Source organism: Streptomyces sp. NPDC037301 (genome assembly GCF_055602785.1).
In genome coordinates, this window is the sequence record NZ_JBVJWD010000005.1 from 232,228 (window position 1) to 255,504 (window position 23,277).

General features: G+C 69.2%; 19 protein-coding genes, 1 tRNA gene and 2 pseudogenes. 12 read left to right on the top strand and 10 right to left on the bottom strand.

Translation table 11 applies throughout. The annotated features are described in order from the left end of the window. Positions 1-1,069 precede the first annotated feature (1,069 nt). The gene (locus ACZ7IB_RS11685; protein ID WP_470911617.1) at positions 1,070-1,534 is read left to right on the top strand and encodes a hypothetical protein; all 465 of its coding nucleotides are present in this window, start codon (positions 1,070-1,072) and stop codon (positions 1,532-1,534) included. A gap of 302 nt (positions 1,535-1,836) precedes the next feature. Here the strand turns inward: ACZ7IB_RS11685 and ACZ7IB_RS11690 are convergent. After that, positions 1,837-2,313: pseudogene (locus ACZ7IB_RS11690) on the bottom strand (YdcF family protein); the annotation flags it as partial. Between ACZ7IB_RS11690 and ACZ7IB_RS11695 the strand changes: the two are divergent. From ACZ7IB_RS11695 to ACZ7IB_RS11705, 3 genes and pseudogenes are all read left to right on the top strand, one after another. Continuing rightward, positions 2,312-3,213, top strand: a pseudogene (locus tag ACZ7IB_RS11695) (replication initiator); the annotation flags it as partial. The pseudogenes ACZ7IB_RS11690 and ACZ7IB_RS11695 sit on opposite strands and share 2 nt — an antisense overlap. Continuing rightward, on the top strand, positions 3,207-3,425 hold the full coding sequence (locus ACZ7IB_RS11700; protein WP_470911618.1) for an excisionase family DNA-binding protein: 219 nt from the start codon (positions 3,207-3,209) through the stop codon (positions 3,423-3,425). The pseudogene ACZ7IB_RS11695 and the gene ACZ7IB_RS11700, both read left to right, overlap by 7 nt. Then, positions 3,425-4,552: a tyrosine-type recombinase/integrase gene (locus ACZ7IB_RS11705; RefSeq protein ID WP_470911619.1), complete on the top strand. Its 1,128-nt coding sequence runs from the start codon at positions 3,425-3,427 to the stop codon at positions 4,550-4,552. Before ACZ7IB_RS11700 ends, ACZ7IB_RS11705 begins: the two co-directional genes overlap by 1 nt. Positions 4,553-4,642: 90 nt before the next feature. Here the strand turns inward: ACZ7IB_RS11705 and ACZ7IB_RS11710 are convergent. Beyond that, positions 4,643-4,715 (bottom strand) — tRNA-Arg (locus ACZ7IB_RS11710). Positions 4,716-5,080: 365 nt separating this feature from the next. On the opposite strand from ACZ7IB_RS11710, the gene ACZ7IB_RS11715 reads away from it, so the two are divergent. Together ACZ7IB_RS11715 and ACZ7IB_RS11720 are read left to right on the top strand one after the other, a co-directional pair. Beyond that, a complete protein-coding gene (locus ACZ7IB_RS11715; protein WP_470911621.1) occupies positions 5,081-5,947 on the top strand; it encodes a M23 family metallopeptidase in 867 nt (288 codons plus the stop codon). A 118-nt stretch (positions 5,948-6,065) separates the two neighbouring features. Further along, positions 6,066-7,841, top strand: a complete 1,776-nt coding sequence (locus ACZ7IB_RS11720; protein ID WP_470911623.1) for a class I adenylate-forming enzyme family protein — start codon at positions 6,066-6,068, stop codon at positions 7,839-7,841. A 100-nt stretch (positions 7,842-7,941) separates the two neighbouring features. Here the strand turns inward: ACZ7IB_RS11720 and ACZ7IB_RS11725 are convergent, their stop codons facing one another. Beyond that, positions 7,942-9,219, bottom strand: coding sequence for a M6 family metalloprotease domain-containing protein (locus tag ACZ7IB_RS11725; protein ID WP_470911626.1), 1,278 nt, complete (start codon positions 9,217-9,219; stop codon positions 7,942-7,944). A 310-nt stretch (positions 9,220-9,529) separates the two neighbouring features. Between ACZ7IB_RS11725 and ACZ7IB_RS11730 the strand changes: the two genes are divergently transcribed. Then, positions 9,530-10,192, top strand: coding sequence for a TetR/AcrR family transcriptional regulator (locus ACZ7IB_RS11730; RefSeq protein ID WP_470911628.1), 663 nt, complete (start codon positions 9,530-9,532; stop codon positions 10,190-10,192). 188 nt (positions 10,193-10,380) lie between these two features. Beyond that, entirely contained in the window at positions 10,381-11,913 is a 1,533-nt protein-coding gene (locus tag ACZ7IB_RS11735; RefSeq protein ID WP_470911631.1) for an MFS transporter, read from the top strand. 110 nt (positions 11,914-12,023) lie between these two features. Here ACZ7IB_RS11735 and ACZ7IB_RS11740 read toward each other — a convergent pair whose 3' ends face one another. Then, complete coding sequence (locus ACZ7IB_RS11740) at positions 12,024-12,536, bottom strand: MarR family winged helix-turn-helix transcriptional regulator (RefSeq protein ID WP_470911634.1); 513 nt, start codon at positions 12,534-12,536, stop codon at positions 12,024-12,026. Between the two features lie 136 nt (positions 12,537-12,672). Here ACZ7IB_RS11740 and ACZ7IB_RS11745 point away from each other — a divergent pair, with 136 nt between their 5' ends. Then, positions 12,673-13,455 (top strand): dioxygenase family protein, encoded by a 783-nt coding sequence (locus ACZ7IB_RS11745; RefSeq protein ID WP_470911637.1) that lies wholly within the window; start codon positions 12,673-12,675, stop codon positions 13,453-13,455. 18 nt (positions 13,456-13,473) lie between these two features. On the opposite strand, the gene ACZ7IB_RS11750 is transcribed toward ACZ7IB_RS11745, so the two are convergent. Together ACZ7IB_RS11750 and ACZ7IB_RS11755 are read right to left on the bottom strand one after the other, a co-directional pair. Then, positions 13,474-14,565, bottom strand: a complete 1,092-nt coding sequence (locus tag ACZ7IB_RS11750) for a questin oxidase family protein (RefSeq protein ID WP_470911641.1) — start codon at positions 14,563-14,565, stop codon at positions 13,474-13,476. A 72-nt stretch (positions 14,566-14,637) separates the two neighbouring features. Continuing rightward, positions 14,638-15,177 carry a GNAT family N-acetyltransferase gene (locus tag ACZ7IB_RS11755; protein WP_470911643.1) on the bottom strand — a complete coding sequence of 180 codons (540 nt, stop codon included), beginning with the start codon at positions 15,175-15,177 and terminating at the stop codon, positions 14,638-14,640. A 148-nt stretch (positions 15,178-15,325) separates the two neighbouring features. On the opposite strand from ACZ7IB_RS11755, the gene ACZ7IB_RS11760 reads away from it, so the two are divergent. Further along, entirely contained in the window at positions 15,326-16,324 is a 999-nt protein-coding gene (locus ACZ7IB_RS11760) for a sigma-70 family RNA polymerase sigma factor (protein WP_266360847.1), read from the top strand. Between the two features lie 173 nt (positions 16,325-16,497). Here the strand turns inward: ACZ7IB_RS11760 and ACZ7IB_RS11765 are convergent, their stop codons facing one another. After that, entirely contained in the window at positions 16,498-17,460 is a 963-nt protein-coding gene (locus ACZ7IB_RS11765) for a helix-turn-helix transcriptional regulator (protein WP_470911646.1), read from the bottom strand. 92 nt (positions 17,461-17,552) lie between these two features. Here ACZ7IB_RS11765 and ACZ7IB_RS11770 point away from each other — a divergent pair, with 92 nt between their 5' ends. Then, entirely contained in the window at positions 17,553-19,106 is a 1,554-nt protein-coding gene (locus tag ACZ7IB_RS11770; protein WP_470911650.1) for an MFS transporter, read from the top strand. Between the two features lie 90 nt (positions 19,107-19,196). On the opposite strand, the gene ACZ7IB_RS11775 is transcribed toward ACZ7IB_RS11770, so the two are convergent. The 3 genes from ACZ7IB_RS11775 to ACZ7IB_RS11785 all read right to left on the bottom strand — a co-directional run bounded on the left by ACZ7IB_RS11775 (position 19,197) and on the right by ACZ7IB_RS11785 (position 22,488). Beyond that, a complete protein-coding gene (locus tag ACZ7IB_RS11775) occupies positions 19,197-19,967 on the bottom strand; it encodes a DUF6227 family protein (protein ID WP_470911653.1) in 771 nt (256 codons plus the stop codon). Between the two features lie 134 nt (positions 19,968-20,101). Then, entirely contained in the window at positions 20,102-21,262 is a 1,161-nt protein-coding gene (locus ACZ7IB_RS11780; RefSeq protein ID WP_470911654.1) for a P1 family peptidase, read from the bottom strand. Positions 21,263-21,339: 77 nt separating this feature from the next. Continuing rightward, the gene (locus tag ACZ7IB_RS11785; protein WP_470911656.1) at positions 21,340-22,488 is read right to left on the bottom strand and encodes a low temperature requirement protein A; all 1,149 of its coding nucleotides are present in this window, start codon (positions 22,486-22,488) and stop codon (positions 21,340-21,342) included. 275 nt (positions 22,489-22,763) lie between these two features. On the opposite strand from ACZ7IB_RS11785, the gene ACZ7IB_RS11790 reads away from it, so the two are divergent. Further along, the coding region (locus ACZ7IB_RS11790; RefSeq protein WP_470911657.1) for a pyruvate formate lyase family protein at positions 22,764-23,277 on the top strand (514 nt) is incomplete at its 3' end.

Below are 23,277 nucleotides of genomic sequence, written 5' to 3' on the forward strand. Positions count from 1 at the left end.
GGTTGCTCCTGTCGGGCCCGTCGGACCGGTGGCGCCTGTTGTTCCGGTCGTACCTGCCGAGCCGGTTGCTCCGGTCAGCCCGGTTGCTCCTGTCGGGCCCGTCGGACCGGTGGCGCCTGTTGTTCCGGTCGTACCTGCCGAGCCGGTTGCTCCGGTCAGCCCGGTTGCTCCTGTCGGACCCGTCGGGCCGGTCGCACCAGGGTCACCCTGCTCGCCCGTCGGACCCGGGTCGCCCTGCGGGCCAGTCGGACCTGTCGGCCCTGGGTCGCCGGGCGTACCCGGGTCACCCTGCGGCCCCATGGGCCCTGTCGGACCTGTTGCTCCCTTGCATGCGTCCCTGCCGGACTTCGGCTTCTTCTTGTGCTTTCCGTCCTCGCACCTGTCGCCTGTGGCGTCGATTTGGTTCGACGCGCTCACGCGTTCATCCATGTTCTGAGCCATGGCCGCGGCCGGACTGGCCACCCCGGCCGCCAGGACCAGCGCGAGCGAGGCGAGCGTGCCGCTGGCCCGCCACTTGCCTCGACCGGGCAAAGGTCCCAGCCGGGCTCCCGTCCTGTGGTCAGGACTCATGTATGTGCTCCTTGCCTTTGGGGAATTTCAAGTCGATCCCAAGGGCGAGCCTGTCCCGTGGGCAGCCGACCGATCGTCACGCCCGGTCGACACGCGGCGGTTTCAGTAAATCGGAGCAATCCCTACGCGTCCGCGCTGTTTGATCGAGGCCAAGGCCAAGGGCGAGTAACCGACGAGGCGGCGACGGCCGGGCAGGTCAGTACTGTGAGAGACGCCCCTACTCATAAGCGGGAGGCAACACCCCATGCGTGGTCTCGGAGATCACCTCAGCATCGGCGTACGAATCGCGTTCTGCCGGAAGCCCCGCGGATACACGCAAGAGGCACGCCCCAACGTCGATGCATCCGCGCCTGGGCGTGCTCTCGTCGATGGGCTTGGTCCACGCCACCGCCATGGCGCAGTCGCCGCGGTGAATCTGCATGATGCGGTGAACGGCGATGAACGCCGACGTCCGGAGGTGAACTGAGATGGAAACTGAGACGGAGGGGGCGGGCCGCCGGTGGAAGTCGGGTCCGGCTGGACGGACGACGGCAAGTCGTACGAGGAACGGGGGCTCAAGCGGCGAGCCCGACGCAGCACCCGTTCCGTGCCCATTCCCCCGGTTCTCGTGGCTCTGCTGCGGCTCCACCTCAACCAGTACGGCGTCAGCGATGACGGGCGATTGTTCCGCGCAGTGCGCGGCGGGCGGATCGGCTCGAACGAGTACACCGAGGTCTGGCAGGCCGCCCGACAGGTGGCGCTGTCGGCCGACGAAGTCGAAACGCCGCTGGCCGATGTTCCCTACTCGTTCCGGCACGCTGGAGTGTCCCTGTGGATCAAGGCAGGCGTTGATCCCGTGGAAGTTGCCCGCCGCGCGGGGCACACGCCGGCCGTCCTCTGGAAGTTCTACGCCAAGATCCTGCGCGATCACCAGCAGGCGTCGAACCGACTGATCGATGACGCACTGGCGGAGCCAGGCCAGTAGGCCAGCCCAAGAGGGTTGGCCGCAGGTTGGCCACACGCGCTGGTCAGACCCGGTACACACCCGATCCGGGGTGAGACAGGGTGAACACAGAAGGGGTGTCTCTCAGTGAGAGACACCCCTTCTGACCAGCACCTACGCTGACCTGGGCGGTGGGTGTGGGATTTGAACCCACGGTGACATCGCTGCCACGACGGTTTTCAAGAGCGCTGCGGATGAAGCGAATTCACCGCCTCTGACCTGCGAATACGCTTCAAGGCGGGCCTGTACGAAGGCGCCTGGCCCACACATGGCCCATGGCGCCCTTAATGCGTCGGCACGAGGCGACTCGTGAACCCCTCAGAACACAGGCGCTCGTAGGCCGCGGTTACGGAGTCCGGCACCTCCTGCCTGATCATGAATCCTTGCTCCGGATAGATCAGCAGCCGCTGCTGTGCCCCCACAAGCATGTCCAGCACGAGACGTGGGTCCTTGATGGAGTCGATGTACTCCGAAAGCGTCATGGGTGCTGACGCGCTGACGATCTCGACTTCCGGCCAGAGCCTGCGGGCTGTCGCGTAGGCTCGCCGCTCCTCGTACGGCTTGCTCACGAGCAGGACAGACGACACGTCGATGCCGCGCTCTGTAAGCAGTTCGCGGGAGAAGTTGATGTTCTGACCGGTGTTGCGCGCGTTGGGCTCAACAAGGATCGCCGATGCGGGAACACCCAGTGCCAGCGCCCGTTCCCGATAGTGCTCGGCTTCCCCTCGGGGCATCCGGTCGCGTGTCGTCCGGCTGGTCGACTACGCGGGCGCGGTCCTGTGGAACAACCACGCCGGGCACCTGTGGCGTTACGTCACGATCTACCTGCCGCGGGAACTCGCAGCCCGCGCCGGAATCACTCAGCGCGAACTGAAGGAACAGCTCCGCGTCTCCTACGGCAAGGTCGCCGAGTACCAAAAGCGCGGGGCCATCCACTTCCACGCCGTGATCCGCTTCGACGGACCCGACGGCCCCGATTCCCCGCCCCCGGCCTGGGCCACCCTCGACCTGCTCACCGACGCCTTACGCGCTGCCGCCGCCCGCGCCGCAATCACCCTGCCCGCCGTAGGGGACCACCCTGCCCGCGTCCTGCGCTGGGGCACCCAGCTCGATGTCCAGCCCATCAGCGCCTTCGGTAATGGCGAAGACCTCACCGAACAGGCCGTCGCCTCCTACGTCGCCAAATACGCCACCAAAGCCGCCGAGACCACCGGCACCGTCGACCGGCGCATCGGCGAACTCGCCGAACTCGACAAGCTGCCCGATCTGCCCGACCACACCCGCCGCCTCATCCGCGCCTGCTGGGACCTCGACCCGGCCTATCCCGACCGGCGCCTGTGGCAGTGGGCTCACATGCTCGGCTTCCGCGGCCACTTCTCCACCAAGTCCCGCCGTTACTCCACCACCCTTGGTGCCCTGCGACAGGTCGTGCCGACTACCGAGCCGACCAGCAACGCGCCGCCCTGGGCCTGCCCAACCCTGACGACCATCCCGAAGCAACCACGCTCGTCGTCGCCCACTGGGTCTACGCCGGGCACGGCCATACCCCCGGCGAATCATGGCTCGCCGCCAATATCCGCCGCGACATCCAGCACAACCGCGAAACCGTCCGCGAACACCGCGCCGAACTCGAAGCACTCGACACCATGGGGGAATGGTGAGCATGGAACGTCTGCTCAGCGTTGACCAGGTGGCCGAACTCCTCGGCACCACCGTCCGGTTCCCCCGGCGACTGATCGAGGAACGCCGGATCACCTTCGTCAAGGTCGGCCGCCACGTCCGCATCCCTGAGACCGCCGTAGCGGCCTTCATCACAGCCAACACCGTGGAGCCGGTGACGATCCGACGGGCCGGACTGCGGAGGGCTGCCTGATGGCCAACAAGAAAGGCTACCGCCGGCGCTTTGGGTCGGTTCGGCAACTGCGGTCCGGCCGCTGGCAGGCTCGATACCGAGACCCTGCGACAAGACAGCTCCGCGGTGCCGAGCAGACCTACGCGACCAAAACCGACGCGGAAGTCGCGCTGACGCATATCGAGGCGGACATCTCACGCGGCCAGTGGGAGGACCCGGACAAGGGAGCTGTCCCCTTCACCGAGTACGCCGATGCCTGGCTGCGGGACCGCAAGCTGGCCGACCGCAGCAGGGAACGGAACGAGGCAGTGATCCGGCTGCACATCACGCCGACGTTCGGTTCGGGATCTCTGGCCGACATCACCACGTCCCGCGTCCGGGCCTGGCGTGGCCAGCTGCTCGCGGCCGGGGTCGGAGAGCCGACCGTCGTCAAGGCGTATCAGATCCTCCGCGCCATCATGAACACGGCCGTCGATGACGAGCTGATCCGCCGTAACCCGTGCCGGGTCAAGGGCGCCGACCGCTACGACGTGCCCGAGCGGCCGGTGTTGACCGTGGCGGAGGTATACGCCGCTGCCGATGCCATCGCTCCCCGATACCGGCTGCTCGTCCTGCTCGCAGCCTTCACCACGCTGCGCTTCGGTGAGCTGGCCTCCCTGCGCCGCCGCGACATCGACACCACGGGGCGCGTGGTCCTGGTGCAGCGTGCCCAAGCAGAGATGCAGAACGGCAGGCTCTTCGACAAGGCTCCGAAGTCGGCGGCCGGCGTCCGCCCCGTCGCCTTCCCGGATGAGATCCTGGCCGACGTCATCGAGCACCTGGAGCGCTACGCGGGTGCCGGTCGCGACGGCCACGTCTTCCTCGGCCCCCAGGGCGGACAGCTGCGGCGCAGCAACTTCCGGGACGACTGGATCAAGGCGCGCAAGGATGCGGGCATCGCTGCCGATGTCCACTTCCACGATCTGCGGCACACGGGAAACACCTTGGTCGCGGCCGGGGCGAGCACGCGTGAGCTGATGACACGCATGGGGCACAGCACCGCGCGGGCGGCGTTGATCTATCAGCACATGACCGCTGACCGGGACCGCGCCATTGCTGATCGACTGGGAGCCATGATCCGTCAGCGTCAGGGGGACGCGGACTCTTAGTGGACTTTGTGGCACGTGAGTGGCACGGCCGCGATCACGGCTAAGGGCCAGTTCAGAGGGATTAGCCCCCTGAACTGGCCCTGAGCGTTGTGCCCCCGGCAGGATTCGAACCTGCGACACCCGCTTTAGGAGAGCGGTGCTCTATCCCCTGAGCTACGAAGGCGGGGATCTGTCGGAAAACGTGTCTGGAATCCGGCCCGGGTGGGCGGTGGACTTCAGATGGACTGCCGACAGGGTTGTGGTGGTCCAGCCGGTGAGGGCCGGGCCGCCGCGAACAGTGTAGCGGGTGGGTGCGGCCTGTACCGGGGGGTGGGGATTCGACTCCTGGCCTTTCGGGGGGCCTCTTCCTGTCGCGAAGAATGTCCGGTTACTGCAAAGCGATAGTCAATGGAAGGTAAAGTAGATAGGGGTGTGCCAGCAGGTTGGGTCGACGTTCTCGGCGGAATCGCCGTGAGTCCAGCACGCACCTGTGTGGCCGGACGCGTCGTCAACTGAGGTGCCGCAAGCGGCTTACGGATGGGGTGCGCATTGCTGTTGGAACTGTGGAAGCGGCACGGCCTGATCTTCGGTGCCGGGGCGCTGTGCATCCTGGTGAACAATCAGGGCCTGGGCCCTCTCTGGTACACCGGCGTCGCGCTGCTCGCCGTCGGTGGGCTCATGCGCTGGATCCTGGCGCGCAGCCAGGGTCCGCCCCGGGGGCCGGTGCCGGTGCCGGTACAGGTGCCCGTAGCCGGTCGCTGGATGGTGCTCAATGGTCCCGGCACGAAGGTCCCCAGCCATGTGCACAGCCACGCGCAGACATACGCCGTCGACCTGAAGTACGACCCGTCCCAGGGCGAAGCGGACTCACCGGCGGCGCCGCCATTCCGCCGGCTCTGGCCGTTCGGGCGGCGTCCCCGGCTCTATCCCGCCTTCGGCATGCCGGTGCTGGCACCGGGCGATGGGGTCGTCGTGGCGACCGCGAGCAGGCAGCGCGACCATCTGTCCCGGACGTCCCTGCCCGGCTTCGCCTACCTCTTCGTGGAGGGATTCGTTCGCAGTCTGGGGTGGCCCTGCCACCTCCTGGGGAACTACATCCTGCTGGACCTGGGGAACGGTGTGTACGCGGGCTGTGCCCATCTGCGGCGTGGCTCCCTCCGGGTGGCTGTGGGCGACCGGGTGACGGGCGGTCAGGAGATCGCCGAGTGCGGAAACTCCGGAAACTCCTCCGAGCCGCACCTGCACTTCCAGCTCATGGACGGTCCCGATGTCATGACCGCGCACGGCCTGCCGTTCGAATGGCGCTACCGCGACGACGACGGGATGGAGCGGACCGGAGTGCCCGAGGACTTCGCCCATGTCGTTCGGGTGCCGTCTCATGGTGCACTCACGCCTCGTCCGGATGATTCCGTTTGAACCTCGTCGGACGGGTTCTCGGTCAGGGGGAGACGGGGGCCGGACGGTTGTCTTGACGAGGGGCGGGGGCGGGCATACCGTCGCGAATGTACTGAGCAAGCGCTTAGAGAGGTCGTTCGTGCCGCACACCGACCCGACCCCCGCCACCCCCGACCCGGACGCCCGGGCATCGACCACTGCCGCGGAGGCCGCCGCCGCGGAGGCCGTCGTTCGTATCGAAGCCGCGCTCACCGGTCCGGGAGCCCCGTTCGCCGTGGTGCGGGTGGAGGACGGGGTGCACGCGGGCTCGCTCGTGTACGCGGACGGGCCCAGGACGCTCCGTGAGTTCGTGGAGGCCACCTGGGCCTTCGGGGACCGGCCGTTCCTGATCGCGGGGGAGCGCGGCTACTCCTACGCAGAGTTCTTCGCCGCCGCGTCCGCGCTGGCGTGCCGGATGACCGGGGCGTACGGGCTCCGCCGGGGTGACCGGGCCGTCGTCGCGATGCGTAACCACCCGGAGTGGCAGATCGCCTTCTGGGCCGCGCAGCTGGCCGGTCTGGTTGCCGTACCGCTCAATGCCTGGTGGACCGAGGACGAGTTCACGTACGCGCTGGACGACTCCGAGCCGAGGGTGCTCCTGGTGGACGGCGAGCGTCTGCCCAGGGTCGCCGGGTGGGCGGCGAAGAGCGGGGCGCGCGTGGTCGTCTTCCACGAGGAGGGGGCGGTTCCGGACGGCGTCGAGCGGTACGAGGACCTGCCCGCGCCCGATCCGCTCGCCGCGCCCCCCGAGGTGGAGATCCGGCCCGAGGACGACGCGACGATCATCTACACCTCCGGCACCACCGGCCGGCCCAAAGGCGCGGTCGCCACGCATCTCGCCCAGGTGGGGGCCGCACTCAACCCGCGGTACCACGCGGCCGCCTCCATGCTCGGGCGCGGGATCATCCCGGGGCAGGGGCCCGCCCCGGTGTCGCTGCTGACGTTCCCGTTCTTCCATGTCGCCGCGTTCACCGGTTTCTACGCGGCCATGGCGGCGGGCGGCACGCTCGTCCTGATGCGGAGGTGGGATGCCGAGGAGGCGCTGCGGCTGATCCATGAGCACCGCGTCACGCACTACGCGGGCGTCCCGGCGACCGCGCTCCAGTTGCTCGCCGCGGCCGAGCACGCGGGCGACGGCCTGGAGAGCCTCCAGATGCTGAACACCGGCGGGGCCGCCGCCCCGCCCGACCTCGTCGCGCAGCTGACCGCCCGCCACGGCGACCGGATCGAGCCCCGCAACGGCTACGGCCTGACCGAGACCAGCGGTGGTGTCCTGGCGAACTTCGGCGCCGAATACCGGCTCCATCCCGGCAGCGTCGGCCGTCCGACGCCCACCACCGAGGTGCGGATCGCCGGTCCTGCGGGCGAGGCTCTGCCCGAGGGCGAGGTCGGTGAGCTGTGGCTGCGCGGCCAGTCCCTGGTCCGCGGCTACTGGCGGGACGAGGCGGCGACCGCGCAGGCGTTCACCGACGGCTGGTTCCGGACCGGTGATCTCGCGGTGGTGCGCGCGGGGCGGGTCAGCGTCGTCGACCGGATCAAGGACATGGTGATCCGCGGCGGTGAGAACGTGTACTGCGTGGAGGTCGAGGCGGCGCTGCACGACCACCCGGACGTCGAGGACGCGGCGGTGCTGGGGGTGGCGCACCCGGTCCTGGGCGAGGAGGTCGCCGCCGTCGTCCGGCTGCGGGCCGGTGCCACGGTTACGGTCGAGGAGTTGCGGGCGCACGTCGGGCGGAGTCTGGCCGCGTTCAAGGTCCCGGCCCATGTGCTCGTACGCGATGAACCGCTGCCCCGGAATCCGACCGGGAAGATCCTCAAGCGGGAGTTGCGCGGGCCTGTCGAGGCGGAAGTGCGGCGGGCGGCCGGGGGCGAGTGATCACGGGCGGTCGGGCGAGTGATCGCGGGCGGTCGGACGAATGGACGCCGTTGGGCGGGAGAGAGTGATCACAGGCGGTCGGGGCGAGTGATCATTGTGGTCAGGGGCGGGTGATCCGGACGCGGTAGTCCCCCTTGTCGTCTTTGTCGATCACGGATATGCGTATCCCACTGGCCCGGTCGGCGAAGGTCTCGCCCGGCTCGTAGGGGGCGTCGGAGAGGTCGGAGTGCACATTGGGCAGTCGGGTGCAGCCGTTGCTGTTCTTGGTGCTGTCCGCCACGGACACCGGTCCCTGACCGGTGTCGACGTCCGAGCTCACCTTGTAGATCAGCACGCCGGGCCGGCAGACCGCCTGGTCGTTGCCCGCTCGGGTCCGTACCTCCACCGCGTAGCCGGACTCACTGCTCAGCGGTATGAACGCCAGCTTCGTGCCGCCCTTGGTGGCCAGCGGTTCCAGGACGTGGTCGCTGGTGCCGGGCTTGGAGGCGCAGCTGATCTGCTTGCTGTCCAGCCAGCCGAGCTTCCACTTGTGCCAGCCCAGCAGATCGTTGTTGACCCCCCAGTCCTCGGACATGATGTCCCAGTGCCCTACCGAGCCGCCGCCCTCCAGGGTGTAGAGGTCGGGAAGGCCGAAGATATGGCCGTTCTCGTGCGGCAGGACGCGGTATCCGGTCTGTGCGTACGACCCGGAGCCGTCGTCCTGGCGGCTGTAGATGAAGGACGCGTTGGTGAGCGGGACACCGTCCGCGTGCGGGGCGTCGTCATTGCCGGAGAACGTCACGGACAGGACGGTGTCCAGGGCGGAGGGGCCGGCGTTCGGGGTGACCAGGATGTTGACCAGGTCGTACGTACTGAAGTCGACCTTCGGGTCGGCTGCGGCGACTATGTCCTCGGCGAGGCGGTGGTAGCCCGGCTCGTACGGTGATCCGCGGTCTATCCCGTACTCGGAGAACGGCAGTGGCATCCTCAGCCAGGACTTCACGGGAGCGTCGGGGATGTAGGTGAGTCGCCCGTACGAACCGGTCCGGAACCACTTGGTGGTCTGCGGAAAGAATTCGGCGTATCGGTCCATCGCCGGCTCGGGGCCCGGCGCGTCCGGGAAGTCGATCATCAGGTTGAGGGCGTGAATTCTGCCCGTGGAGCGGGCGTAGCCCGCCGGAGTCGGTATGCCTTCCGACATCTGTACGCCCATGGTCACCGGTATCCGGCACGGGGCGATCCCCGCCGCACGGGCCGCGGTCACCGGGCCGGCCGAGGCCCCGCTGGGTATCGGGAGATTGCTGCTGGCCGTGGTCGTTGCGGCAATGACCAGGGCTGTTGCCGAGCCGAGAGCGATCGGGTGGCGGTGCCTGCGTATCCGGTGGCGGGTCTTCTGCATATAGGCGCCTCGGGGTCCGCGGCAGCCGGCCGACCCCGACTGCCCTCTGCGGATCAGCCTGTGACGGGTGGTGCGGCACCGCTCGTTGGGTGCGCCGATCGGTTGGTTTTCCCGTTCCGGGGGTGTGGCTCAGGTCACATTGTGGTGGGAAATAACCGGGGATCCTTTCCCCGTTTGAACCTGTGTCCACGCGAAAGCGGGGAGGCGGTCCCCGGTTACGGGAAGGGGGCGCCATGAAGAACGAAGAGCGTCGCAGTGCCAACAGCGTCGTCATGAGGGCCGGAAGAGCCGGAAGGTAGGGGCAGCCGTCGTGGATACCGTCACCCGCACCGCAACGGGAGCAGTGCAGCCCCGGACGACCCGTCCGCGGGCCGACGCACTGCGCAACCGGGAGCGGATCGTGACGGCCGCGCGCGAGATGTTCGTCGAGTTCGGGCCGGATGTGCCGCTCGACGAGGTCGCCCGCCGCGCCGGCGTCGGCAACGCCACGCTCTACCGGAACTTCCCCGACCGGGCCGCGCTGACGCACGAGGTCGTGCTCTCGGTCACCTCCCGCACCACCGACCGTGCGGAGGAGGCGACGGCCGAAGAGGCCGATCCCTTCGCCGCGCTCAGCCGCTTTGTGCACGCGGCGGCCGAGGAACGGATCGGGGCGCTGTGTCCGATGCTGTCCGGCGGCTTCGACAGGGACCATCCCGAATTGCTCGCCGAGCGTCGGCGCCTCGAGGAGGCCGTCGAAGGGCTCGTGGCGCGCGCCATGTCCGCGGGGCGCCTGCGTACCGACATCGCCGTCGGTGACGTGCTGGTCGCCCTCTCCCAGCTCACCCGGCCACTGCCCGGCACCGGCTGCCTGGACATCGACCGGTTCACCCACCGCCATCTACAGCTGTTCCTGGACGGGCTGGAGGCTCCGGCCCGGTCCCGACTGCCCGGAACGGCTGCGACCTTGGAGGATCTGCGGCGCCGGCCATGACGCCCGCACCGGGCCCCTGAGCCGGGTGCCCGTTGGCGCGCCCGCCACGCCTTGACCATCCCTTCCCTTTCGCCGCGCTCCCTTTCGCCGACGGTCGTCTCGCCGACCGTCCTCGACCGACTGCCCGTTCACCGACCTCTCGGTTCACGACTTCGCGCGCCCGCGCGCGTCCTTAGGTGGATACCTCCATGTCAAAAACAGCCGATATACGACTCCCGGACCCCAGTCGCTGGAAAGCGCTGGCGTTCATCGCCCTTGCGCAGCTGATGGTCGTGCTCGATGCCACGATCGTGAACATCGCGCTGCCGCACGCCCAGACGGCCCTGGGTATTTCCGATGCCAACAAGCAGTGGGTCATCACGGCCTACGCCCTCGCCTTCGGTGGCCTCCTGCTCTTCGGGGGCCGGATCGCCGACCTCTGGGGTCGTAAGCGGACCTTTGTCGTCGGCCTGATCGGCTTCGCACTGGCCTCCGCACTCGGTGGTGCGGCGCAGAACCAGGGCATGCTCTTCGGTTCGCGCGCGCTCCAGGGTGTCTTCGGCGCGCTGCTCGCCCCCGCGGCCCTGTCCCTGCTCGCCGTGATGTTCACCGATGCCAAGGAGCGCGCCAAGGCGTTCGGCATCTACGGTGCGATCGCCGGTGGCGGTGGCGCCGTCGGCCTGATCCTCGGCGGCTTCCTCACCCAGGCGCTGAACTGGCGCTGGACGTTCTTCGTCAACATCCCGTTCGCGATCGTCGCAGCCGCGGGCGCGTACTTCGTGATCCGTGAGCCGGCCGGCAGCCGTAACCGATCGTCGCTCGACATTCCGGGCGTCGTTCTGTCCGCGCTGGGTCTGGTCTCTCTGGTGTACGGATTCACCCGCGCCGAGTCCGCCGGCTGGTCGGACGCGCTGACCATCGGCATGTTCGTCGCGTCCGGTGTGCTGCTCCTGGCATTCGTCCTGACCGAGGCCCGGGTCAAGTCGCCGCTGCTGCCGCTGCGCGTCGTGCTGGACCGCAACCGCGGTGGCGTCTACCTCTCGCTGGGTCTGGCCATCATCGCGATGTTCGGGCTGTTCCTCTTCCTGACGTACTACCTGCAGGTCGTGAAGGGCTACTCGCCGATCAGGACGGGCTTCGCCTTCCTCCCGATGATCGCGGGCATGATCACCGGCTCGACGCAGATCGGTGCCCGGCTGATGACCCGGGTTCCGGCGCGCAAGCTCATGGGCCCCGGCTTCCTGACCGCTGCCGTCGGCATGCTGCTGCTGACGCAGCTGGAGATCGGCTCCTCCTACACCACGCTCATCCTGCCCGCACAGCTCCTGCTGGGGCTCGGCATGGGTACGGCGTTCATGCCGGCCATGTCGCTGGCCACGCACGGTGTCGAGCTGAGGGACTCGGGTGTCGCCTCCGCGATGGTCAACACCTCGCAGCAGGTGGGCGGCGCGATCGGTACGGCGCTGCTGAACACCATCGCCGCGTCGGCCGCGACGGCGTACGCCACCTCGCACGCCGCACTCGGCGCCACCGACCCGGAGCTGCTGAAGCTCCAGTCGATGGTGCACGGCTTCACCGGTGCAATCTGGTGGGCCGTCGGCATCCTGGTGGTGGCCTCCGCGATCGCGGTGACCTTCATCAACGCCGGGCGTCCCTCGGTGACCGCGGCGACCGGAACCTCCGGTTCGGGTGACGCCCACGGTGTCGAGGACGAGTTCAAGGTCCCGGTCGTCGCCCACTGAGGACTGAACACAGACGCGGGTCGCGTAACGCGTGACGTGAAGTGATGTGAACACGGCTCTGCCCCGGTTCCGCTCGACGGAACCGGGGCAGAGCCGTGTTCGACGACTGCTCAGCGCAGCCAGGGCAGGTCCGCGTCCGTGCCTTCCGGCTGCAGTCCGGTGGCGACGACCTGCATGATCTCGCCGAGCGAGCGCATCTGCTCGGGTGTGAGCCGGTCGAACATCGCCTGGCGTACGGCGCTGACATGGCCCGGCGCGGACCGCCGGAGCATCTCGTAGCCCTCGTCGGTGAGGACCGCGTTCTGGCCGCGCTTGTCGGACGGGCAGTCCTCGCGGCGTACCCAGCCGCTCCTCTCCAGCCGCGCGACGGCATGCGAGAGCCGGGAGCGGGTGATCTTGGCGTCCTTGGCGAGCTCGGTCATCCGCTTCCGGCGGCGGGGCGCCTGGGAGAGCTGGACGAGCAGTCCGTAATAGATGTGCGGCATGCCGGCATCGCGCTGCAGCTGGCGGTCGAGGTGGTCCTCCATGAGCGTGGTGGCGTGCAGATACGCACGCCAGACGCTCTGCTCTTCGTCGGAGAGCCAGCGGGGCTCGCCGGGGGATGCCGTGGTCATGTACTCCACTGTACGACCTTTTCTTGAAAGTTTAACTAGATAGAGCTAAGGTCTCGGGAGGTAGGAGCTTGAAGATTAAAGAACCATTCCTTTTCAAAGAGACCTGTAAAAGACTTACCTCGATCAGCAGCGGATGGGGAGTGCCATGACTGTCACCGCGGAGCGCATGCCCGCCCTCTATCTCTCCCACGGCGCACCGCCGCTGGCCGACGACCCGGTCTGGCCCGGCGAACTGGCCGCCTGGTCCGCGCAGTTGCCCCGCCCCCGCGCGATCCTGATGGTCTCCGCGCACTGGGAGGAGGCCCCGCTCGCCCTCGGTGCGACGGAGACCGTCCCGCTCGTCTACGACTTCTGGGGCTTCCCCGAGCGCTACTACCAGGTGCGGTACGCCGCCCCGGGCGCCCCGGCGCTGGCGGAGAACGTACGCAAACTGCTGCGCGGAGCCGGTACGCCGGTCCAGGACATCCCGGACCGCGGGCTCGACCACGGGGCGTACGTCCCGCTGGTCGAGATGTTCCCCGGTGCCGACATCCCCGTACTCCAGATCTCCATGCCGACGCTGGACCCGCAGAAGCTGATGGGCATCGGGCGCAAGCTCGCACCGCTGCGCGACGAGGGTGTCCTGATCGTCGGCAGCGGCTTCTTCACCCACAACCTGGCCGCCCTGCGGCATGCGGGCGGCGGCACCCCCGGCTGGTCGGCGGAGTTCGACGACTGGGGGAACCGGGCGCTCCAGGCGCAGGACATCGACGCGCTTGTGGACTTCGAGCACAAGTCCCCGGCCGGCCGGCTGGCCCACCCGCGGACCGAGCACTTCGCGCCGCTCTTCGTGACGCTCGGCGCCTCGGAGGGCGAGCTGGACCGGGGCCGCAGCGTCATCGACGGTTTCTGGATGGGACTCGCGAAGCGGTCGGTGCAGTTCGGCTGAGCTCTGTCCAAGGTCCTGTCACAGGGTCGGCGGGTTCAGCTCGATCGAGCGGAGTGCGGCGGCGAGGGCCGTCGCATCGCCGATGTCCAGTGCGGTGTCCGTGAACTTGATGGTGTGATCGTCGCCGTGCGCCGCCGCCCGTGCGAAGAGCTCCTCGGCGGACGCTGTCGCCGGTGTGTACGGGGCCGGCTCGGCCGGGCCGTACGCGGCGGTGACCGCGGCGCTCGCCGCCCAGGCGGCCTCCAGGCTCGGCACCCACAGCGCGCGGGGGAGCGCGGGCAGCGTGCGCAGCACGGCATTGGGTGCGGTCGCGGCATGCACCAGCATGATCGGTTCGCCGTGCCCGTGCGTGGCATAGCGGTGGGTCGCGGCCCGCACCAGTTCCTCCAGCCGGGCCCGCGCCTCGTCCGGGTCGTCGGTGAACCGCTGCGGCCACACCGGGAGCGCGGTGAGCTGTGCCAGCCGCTCCCGGATGCCGCCGCTCTGCTCGGGCACCGGCGGTACGGCGTCCAGCGCGGCCGCGGCGCTCGGTGCGGGCGCCGACGGTGTCAGCGTGGCAAGCCGCTGGTGGCGGGCGGCCCAGTAGCCGAGGCCGTGGGCGAGCTCGGTGATCCGGGGCGCGCTCGCCTCGCCGGCGAGCAGGGTGCGTACGGAGTGGCCGACCCGGATCACGGGGTGGGTGGCGCCCGCCGCGATGCCGGGCAGCAGTCGTGGCCACCACTCGGTCAGGACGTCCCGCCAGGGGCGCTCGGCCGTCTCCCGCTCGAAGTACACAGTCCAGTCCGCGATCCGGCGCGGGTCGCCCAGGGCCTCGCGCCAGTTCTCCGTGGTCACCCGGGACGCGGTGTCCGGCATGTCCTCCAGCTTGTGGCTGTAGTGGTCGAGCCACCGGTGGACAGCCGGTGCCTGACCGTGCCGGACCAGCGCCTCGACGGCCATCGGGCCGTGATTGCTCAGCCAGCCGTTCCGTTCGGGGCCCGCGGTGTGGAGACGTTCCAGCGCCTCGTCGAGCGTGCCTGTGGTGTCGTCGGTGGCACCGGTGGCACCGGTGGTCGTGTCGGGTGTGCCGTCCCTGCTGGTTGTGCCGGGCCTGCTCGTCGTGTCGTCCATACGGCAGCACGCTAGGCGCGGCGCCCGCGGTGCGTAACGGGCCGTGGACCTAGGCCGCGACCGGGCCGGGCCCTAGGACTGTGGCCCCAGCCGCTTCTCGTACCAGGCCACGTCCCAGTACGTGCCGAACTTCCGGCCCACCTCGGCGTACGTACCGACATGGCGGAAACCGAAGCGCTCGTGCAGCCGGGCCGAGGCGTCGTTGGGCTGGGTGATGCCCGCGTACGCGCGATGCAGGTCCTCGCCGGCGAGCGCCTCGAACAGCGATGAGTAGAGGAGCGTGCCGATGCCCCGGCCGGTGGCCCACGGGGCGCAGTACACGCTCACCTCGACCGAGGTCGCGTACGCCGCCTTGGGGCGGAAAGCGCTGCTGGTGGCGTACCCCAGGATCGAGGCGGGGCCGACAATGCGGACATCCCGAGCAACCAGAAGACGGTGCGGGCCGTCTTCAGGATGGGAACGAAGCCACGGCAGCCGCTGTTCGGGTGTAAAGGGGGCCGTATCGAATGTGAGCGCGGTCTCACGTACGTAATGGTTGTAGATGTCCGTGAGCGCCATCAAATCGCCTTCGATGCCCGGCCTGACCTGCACTTCTGTCTGGATGCTCGGCATGTGCACTCCCTTCGCGGCGGCACAGGGTACTGCATGATCGCGAAAATGAATGCCAGGCATGGGAATTCTGTCCGGATTCCAGTCGTTGTTTCCATCGGATGCAGGGCACCCGAGAGGGTGTCGCGACCTACTCAGCAAGGGAGCACGCATGGCAACCCGTGCCGTCGCCCGTCGTTCGTCCGCCACCGGCGGGACCAGCCGGGCAAGCAGTGTTCGCGCCTCGAGCGGAGAGATCGCCGATCGCGACCTGGTCGGCATGTACCTGGACGAGATCGCGCGTACGCCGCTGCTCGATGCCGCAAAGGAGGTCGAGCTGTCGCAAACCGTCGAGGCGGGTGTTTACGCGCGGCAGATTCTCGACGGTGCGGTGGAGAGCGAAGCCGGTGGAGCCACGCGCGAGGAGCTGGAGGCGCTGGTCGCCGAGGGCGAGCGCGCCAAGGACATATTCATCCGTTCCAACCTCCGGCTCGTCGTTGCCGTCGCCCGCCGCTATCCGCGGGCCGGTCTGCCCCTGCTCGACCTGATCCAGGAGGGCAATGCGGGTCTGGTGCGCGCGGTCGAGAAGTTCGACTACGCCAAGGGCTTCAAGTTCTCCACGTATGCGACGTGGTGGATCCGTCAGGCCATCACCCGGTCCATAGCCGACCAGTCCCGTACGATCCGGCTCCCCGTCCACCTGGTGGAGGAGCTCGGCCGGATCCGACGGGTGCAGCGCGAGTTCAACCGTGAGCACGGGCGCGAGCCGGAGCACACGGAGATAGCCGCCGAGCTGGACTCCACGCCGGAGCGCGTGGGCGACGTCCTGGACTGGGCCCGTGACCCGGTCAGCCTCAACATGTCCGTGGACGACGAGGGCGAGACGCAGTTCGGTGACCTGCTGGAGGACACCTCCGCGGTGTCGCCCGAGCAGTCGGTGATGACGCTGCTGCGCAGCGAGGAGCTGGAGGACCTGATCGGCAAGCTCGACAACCGCACCGCATCGATCATCCGTATGCGGTACGGCATCGAGGACGGCCGCGAGCGGACCCTCACCGAGGTGGGCAAGCAGCACGGGCTGACCCGTGAGCGGATCCGCCAGATCGAGAAGCACGCGCTGCTCGAACTGAAGCGAATGGCCCACGACACGGGTTTTGACGCTGCGGCGTGAGCCCTCGTCCGGTAACCTCCGAAATAGGTCGCTTCGTGTGACCCCCTGAACTGAGTCCCGGCGCCCACCCCCCCCTGGCGCCGGGGCTCATTCTTTTTGCGCGTTCGGTGGAGGCAGGCCTTTTGCGCGTTCGGTGTCGGCCGGGTCGGTCGTCGTTCGGGCGGGGCGACGTGTCAGTGTGCTGTCGCTCGGGTCAGTCGGGCGCCCAGATGGCTCAGGTACTCCACCAGCTGTGGTGGCTCGTGCGCGGTGAACTCGCAGTCCACCAGCGCCAGTCGGAGCGCCACCCACTCCAGTGAGTCCGACAGGGCCGCCCGCAGCCGGCAGCTGTTCTCGCTGGTCCGCTCCAATGGGCCGATCGAGGCCGGCAGCCGCGCGGACACGAAGTCCGCCGGGGCCGCGAAGCTCACATCGACCGCCAGCTCCGGCTGCCGCCGGGCGATGGAGCTGCTGAGGAACTCCGCCGCATCACCCGTCGGAAGCTCGCGCGGTGTGAACCGGGCCCCGGTCGCGAACGGCTCGCTGACCCGGTCGACCCGGAACGTACGCCAGTCCTCGCGCCCCAGGTCGTACGCGACGAGATACCAGCGCCACCCCGTGCTCACCAGTCGGTACGGCTCGGCCTGCCGCTTCGTCTCGGCGCCGTCGCCCGCACGGTAGGCGAACCGCAGTCGCTCCTGCCCGGTGACCGCCGCCGCCATCACCGTCAGTGTGTGCGGATCGATCGTCGAGCCGTCGCCGCGGGTCAGCGGCATCGTCGCGTTCTGCAGGGTCGAGACCCGGTGCCGCAACCGCGACGGCAGTACCTGCTCCAGCTTCGCCAGAGCCCGTACGGACGCCTCGTCGACCCCCTCGATGGCATGGCCGGCACCCGCCCGCAGGCCCACCGCGATGGCCACCGCCTCCTCGTCGTCGAGGAGCAGCGGCGGCATGGCGGTGCCCGCGACGAGGCGGTAGCCGCCGACCGATCCGCGCGAGGCCTCGACCGGATAACCGAGCTCACGGAGCCGGTCGATGTCGCGGCGGATGGTGCGCGGGCTGACGTCGAGCCGTTCGGCTAGCTCGCTGCCCGGCCACTCGCGGGGCGTCTGGAGGAGCGACAGCAGATTCAGCAGTCGTGCCGGGGTGTCGGTCATGGGCTCAGCCTCGTGCCGGGGTGTCGGTCATCTCATCAGCATGCCCATCCATTGGGTCATAACCTGACCTAATGGCTGTCTAGCTTCTTCATATGACTTCTTCCGCATCTCTGCCGTCCACGGCATCCGGGCCCACGGTGTCCTCGGACCCGTCGGACCGGCGACGCTGGCTCGCGCTCGCCATCGTGATGACCGCGGCCTTCATGGACCTGGTCGACGTCACGATCGTCAACATCGCCATCCCGAGCATCCGGCGGGACACCGGCGCCTCGTTCAGCTCGATCCAGTGGATCACCGCCGGATACGCACTGGCCTTCGCGGCCGGGCTGATCACCGGCGGCCGGCTGGGCGACATCTACGGCCGCAAGCGGCTGTTCCTCATCGGCATCGGCGGCTTCACACTGGCCTCCGCGCTCTGCGGCTTCGCCGCGAACCCGGAGATGCTGGTCGCCTCCCGCATCCTCCAGGGCGGCACCGCCGCGCTGATGGTTCCGCAGGTGCTGTCGATCGTGCACGCCACCTTCCCGGCGCACGAGCGCGGAAAGGTCTTCGGCCTCTTCGGCGCGATAGTCGGTCTCGGCGCCGTCTCGGGACCGCTGCTGGGCGCGCTGCTCACCGAGTGGAACATCGCCGGTCTCGAGTGGCGTCCGATCTTCCTGATCAACCTGCCGGTCGGCATCGCGGGCCTGATCCTGGGGCGGAAGTTCATCACCGAGTCCAAGGCCCCCAAGGCGCTCCGGCTCGACCTCGTCGGTGTCGCCCTGGTGACGCTGGGGCTGCTGATGCTGATCTACCCGCTCACCCGCGGGCGCGAGCTGGGCTGGCCGGTCTGGGGCTATGTGTCGATGGCCGGCAGCCTCCTGGTGTTCCTGGTCCTGGTGGTGTTCGAGCGGGAAAAGGCGCGCAAGGACGGTTCGCCGCTGGTCGAGCTGTCGCTGTTCCGGGTCAAGAGCTTCGCGGCGGGCATCGCAGTGCAGCTGACCTTCGGCATCGGCCTCGGCATCTTCTTCCTGGTCTGGACGCTCTACATGCAGATGGGTCTCGGCTGGAGCGCGCTGCGGGCCGGTACGACCGGTATCCCGTTCTCGGTCGCCGTCTCGTTCGCCGCCGGGATCTCCGTACAGAAGCTGGTGCCCCGCTTCGGCCGCAAGGTCCTCCAGGCGGGCGCACTGCTGATGGTCGCCGGCCTGCTGCTCTACATCTGGGAGTCCGACCGGTACGGCATGGGCATCACGTCCTGGCAGATGGCCCTGCCGCTGGTGGTCATGGGCACCGGCATGGGCCTGATCGTGGCCCCGCTGACGGACGCGGTGCTGTCCGAGGTGCCGAAGGAGCACTCGGGTTCGGCCTCCGGGCTGATCAACACCGTGCAGCAGATGGGCAATGCGCTCGGGCTCGGACTGGTCTCGGTCGTCTTCTTCGGCTCGATCGGTGACCGGCTGGCGCCGCAGGAGGTGGGCCCGGCGTTCGCGGAGGCGTTCCAGCACTCGCTCTGGTGGGTGGCAGGGGTGCTCGCAGTGATCTTCCTGGTGATGTTCGCGTTGCCCGCGCGGCCGCGGCAGCACGTGGAGGGCGGCGACGAGGGCATGGACACCGTTGCCGAGCCCGAGGTCGAGCTCGGCAAGGAGCCCGCGCTGACGCCGTGATGACCTGAAGCACGACGATGCCCGCACCCCTCGGGGGTGCGGGCACCTGCGTGTGCGGGGGAGGGCGTGGGTCCACGCCCTCCCCCACGGTCAGCAGATGCGTGTGCGGCTCTCCATGGCTCCGCGTGCGGCGTCCTCGTCGCCGTACACCTCGCACATGTGGCGGCCGTCCGGCGTGGCCGTGTGCTCGACCTCCCACAGGCTCGTCTCGCTGCCGTCGAGAAGCAGGAAGGCGTGCTCGTAGAGCGTGAATCCGGCGTCCCGCCCGTCCACCCGGCACTGTCGGCCGAAGACCTGGGTGATGTGGTGGGCGAAGGCGGCGCGCAGCAGCCGGGCGGTCTCCTCGCCGGGGCCGTCGCTGTTCTCCGCGCGGCGCAGGACGCGGCGGGCGTGGTCGGCGGAATTGTCCGGGGCGTACATCCGGGGCAGCGGGACCGGGGGAGCCGTCATCAGAACCGTGAGTATCTCCAGGTCGGCATGCGGCCCGTCGTCCCCGAACACCGGGACCTCACCGAAGCCGCCGGTCAGCCGGGCAGCGGCGATGTGGATATCGGCCTCGTCGTCGTACAGCTCGTGGTGCCGGAGGTCGGGCTCCGTCCCCGGCCGCGGGCCCCTCGTGCTCCGCGGACCTCCGTGCACCAGCTCCCACAGGGTGAAGGGGGTGCCGTCGGACAGCAGATACGTATGCCGGTAGGTCTCGCGGTGAAGTGCGGAACTGTGGTGCGAGGAGTGCAGGGAACTGCTGTGGGCGAGTGCGGTACCGAGTCTCTCGACCGTACTGTCGGGCAGGTCGAAAGAGTTGAGTGCCCGTCGCAGGAGTCGCTCGAGGTGCTGCTCGGTTGTCTCGTACGGATCGCTCAAGGTGCTGTCTCCAGGCCGTCGCCGCGTGTTACTTGGTGCGTGCTTAACGTAGTCCCTGGGTCTGACATCGTGACCGGGGTTCAGGAAAACGTATGACACACGCAGATGGTTCCTGGCGGTTCGTCCGAACTTCCTCACCCGGGAGGCGAGTCGGGGTCCGGGTGGCTGTGCGGCGACTGCCGTGAGGGGTGCCCGCGTGCGCCGTAGAGATCGCTGTACGCGGGATAGCTGCCGCCGCCGGGGCGGTCGTTGATGCTCCGAGCTGCGCGGACGGCCTTCACGATGGCACGGGTCAGGGCGTCCGCACCGGCCGCCAGCAGTTCGTTGAGCGCGATCGGGTTCTGCGGATCCAGTGGCCGGGCGCCGGTGGCCAGCGCGAAAACGGTGTCCCCGTCGGTCAGCAGATGTACGGGGCGGACGGCGCGCGCCAGTCCGTCGTGCGCCGTACCCGCGAGCTTCTGCGCCTGGGCCCGGGTGAGATCGGCGTCCGTGGCGACGACGGCGAGCGTGGTGTTGAGCGGGGGTCGCGCGTTCGCCTCCCGCGCCTCGGCCAGGCGCTGCTGCGCCGCCCGGTGGACCTCGGGTGCGGGGTACACCGGCGGTTCCGCGGCGCCGTACTCCCCGTACAGCACTCCGGTATGCGGATCGACGACCGAACCTGCCGCGTTCACCACGACGAGCGCGCCCACCGTGATTCCGGACGCCAGCCGCACGCTCGCCGTGCCCACCCCGCCCTTGAGCTGCCCGGCGACCGCGCCCGTACCGGCGCCGGCACCTCCCTCGACGACAGGCGCCCCCGGCTCCGTACCCGCCGCGTCCTCCACCGCCGCGCGGCCGGTCGAGGCATCCGGACGGGCCCGCCAGTCACCGCCCCGCCCCAGGTCGAAGATGCATGCGGCGGGGACCACCGGCACCACTTGCGCCGGATCGGGGCCGACCCGCACCCCGCGCCCCTGTTCCTCCAGCCAGGCCATCACGCCGGACGCCGCATCCAGGCCGTACGCGCTGCCGCCCGTCAGGACGACGGCATCCACGCGCTGCACCAGATTGCGTGGATCGAGCGCGTCCGTCTCCCGAGTGCCGGGGCCGCCGCCGCGTACGTCGACGGCCGCGATCGCACCGCCCTCGGGGGCGAGAACCACGGTGGTGCCGCTCAGTGCGCCCGCGCCCGCCACCTGCGCATGGCCGACGCGCAGCCCGGTGACATCGGTCAGCGCGTCGAGCGGCCCTGGCGATATGGGCGATGTGCGCTGCGCTACGGAGTGCTCTGCCGGCTCCCGTGGTTCTTCCGTCATTGCGCGCTCCTCACTGGATCCACCACTTACGACTTGCCACTCGCGACTCATCGCGCACCGCCCATGTGCTCATCCCGTCAAGCGGGCCGTCGGGACAGTGCCATCCCCACGGCCACCGTCACCGCCGCCACCAGGCCGGCCGCGAGCACCGCCCACCCTCCGGCGAACGTACAGGCCAGGATGGCCAGCGCGGCCACAGGAAGCGACAGTTGCTCCGCGAGATCGCGTTTGAAGTGGCGGGTGTGCAGCGCCCACACCGTCAGCAGGAAGAGTGCGGAGGGCACGGTCACCGCGGCGGCGGCCACTGTGTCCGAGACATGGGCCTTGCCCACGGCCTCCTCCACCGCGACCTCGATGCCCGAGCCGATCGCGGCCGCGGAGCCGAAGATCAGATAGTGCCCGTATCCCCAGACGAACGCTTCCCTGCTGCCGCGGAGGTAGTCATGGATCGGCACGGCGAAATAGATCCACCAGGCGGAGAAGACGATCAGCAGCCCGCCCGCGGCGATCGGCAGCAGCTCACCGAGCGCTTGGTGTTCGTCCATCGCCTCCTGGACCGCGACCGTGGCCGCCGCGATCGTCTCGCCCAGCACGATGATCGTGAACAGGCCGTACCGCTCACCGATATGGTGCGGATGCCAGCTCGTCGGGCGGTCGCGCTCGGCGATCGCCGGAACGGACATCTCGGCGAGCACGAGCACGACGAAGACTGCGGCACGCGCTCCGCCCGTGTTGTCGGTCAGCAGCAGCATGCCGATCCAGCCCAGCTGCACCACGGTGATCCCGACGGCGTACCGCAGCGCGACGCGCCGCTCGGCGCCCCGGGTGCAGTACGCGGCGCGCAGCCACTGGCTGGTGAGGGCGAGCCGCATCACGACGTAGCCGACGACGCCGACTGTCCAGTCGCCCGCGTCGAAGGCGCGCGGCACCCCGGCGGCGAAGATGAGCACACCGGTGATCTGGACGAACGTGACCACGCGGTACAGCGGGTCGTCGGTGTCGTAGGCCGAGGCGAACCAGGTGAAGTTGACCCAGGCCCACCAGATCGCGAAGAAGACAGCCGCGTAGCTGACGATTCCGGTGGCGGCGTGGCCCTCGGCGACGGCATGCAGCAGCCGCCCGCCGGCCTGCGCCACGGCGACGACGAAGCAGAGGTCGAAGAAGAGTTCCAGCGGGGTCGAAGCGCGATGTCTCTCGGCGCGGCTGCGGGCAGTCATTCCGGGCATGGGGTCCAGCACACCAGACGAGGATCGGCGGCGCCCAGGGGGGCGCGCCCTGGGCGCGGGTCGGGAAATTCTTGTGAAAGCATTCACAAGCGAACGAGGGGCCAAAGTCCTCGGAGAAACCACAGGTCAGCACAGCTGTGCCGGACCAGGTCCGTTATCTGACGGGACCTTGGGCCCTCCAACAGGGACCATTGCGGGCCCGGGACTGCGGAAATCGGGAGTGCAATGGACGCAGCGGCGATGAGGCGCACGGACGATCTCGGAAGGTGCGGGCCATGACGGCGACTGCGGCAGAGGCGACGACGGACAACGGGGCCTGGGACGGCTTCAGGGGCGGGCTGTGGCGCGACGCGATCGACGTCCGTGACTTCGTCCAGCAGAACTACACCCCGTACGAGGGCGACGGCCCCTTCCTCGCCGGCCCCACTGCCCGGACCACCGCGGTCTGGGAGAAGCTCCTTTCGATGTTCCCGGAGGAGATCGCCCGCGGCATCCACGACGTGGACGTGAAGACTCCGTCCCGGATCGATGTCTTCGAGCCGGGTTACATCGACGCCGACCGCGATCTGATCGTCGGGCTCCAGACCGACGCCCCGCTCAAGCGCGCCATCATGCCGAACGGGGGCCGGCGGATGGTCGAGGGTGCTCTGAGCGCGTACGGCTACGAGGCCGACCCCGAGGTCAGGGAGATCTACACCCGTCTCCGCAAGACCCACAACGAGGGCGTCTTCGACGCGTACACACCCGAGATCCGGGCCTGCCGCTCCTCCGGCATCATCACCGGACTGC